This window comes from Bartonella capreoli (assembly GCF_902813205.1).
In the GTDB taxonomy this organism is placed as follows: domain Bacteria; phylum Pseudomonadota; class Alphaproteobacteria; order Rhizobiales; family Rhizobiaceae; genus Bartonella; species Bartonella schoenbuchensis.
The window spans coordinates 1-610 of record NZ_CADDZX010000102.1; the positions used below are offsets into that span (position 1 = coordinate 1).

Annotated in this window: 1 pseudogene; it reads right to left on the reverse strand. The window is 31.1% G+C overall.

The features are described 5' to 3' along the window. Positions 1-35: 35 nt before the first annotated feature. A pseudogene (locus J7R05_RS07540) lies at positions 36-593 on the reverse strand (septation protein A); the annotation flags it as partial. Positions 594-610: the final 17 nt, after the last annotated feature.

Here is a 610-nt window from a genome sequence, read left to right on the forward strand (position 1 = left end):
ACACTAAATACAAAAAAGCTAGTTCAAAAAATCCAGCTAAAACTACGCCAAACAAGTTCAGTCAAAAGAGCAAGAAAAACGAAAAAGAATGCCCAACGATAGGTGAGTTTTTGCCATCCTAAATCGTCAAGTTTTAGAGTAGAATCTAAAGCATAACGCAAAAGTGGTTTTTTTAAAAAAATACCACTAAAAAGAATAAGAGCAAATAAGCTATTAATTATTGTTGGTTTCATTTTGATAAAAGTATCATTGTGAAGCCAAAGAGTTAAAAACCCAAAGACCAGAACAAAAACTCCTGAGATAAGGGGCATTATAGGAATTTTTCGCACAAAAATCCATGATAAGCTTAGAGAAACAATGATTGCCACCATGAACAAAGCTGTCGCAGGAAAAATAGGTTTATTAAAATTTTTAAAAATTCCAATATTGTTTATCAACCATTCCCCTTTATAATTAGCAAAAAAGAATACAACCAATGGTCCCATTTCTAAGAGAAATTTAAATGTTGGTGAAAGGTGCTTTTTTTGGTTATTCTTGATATTTTTTGAAATAGGGGTTTTGTGTGAATTAAGCTTAAAAGAGTTTTTTTTCATGCGTACCTTCCTACGAT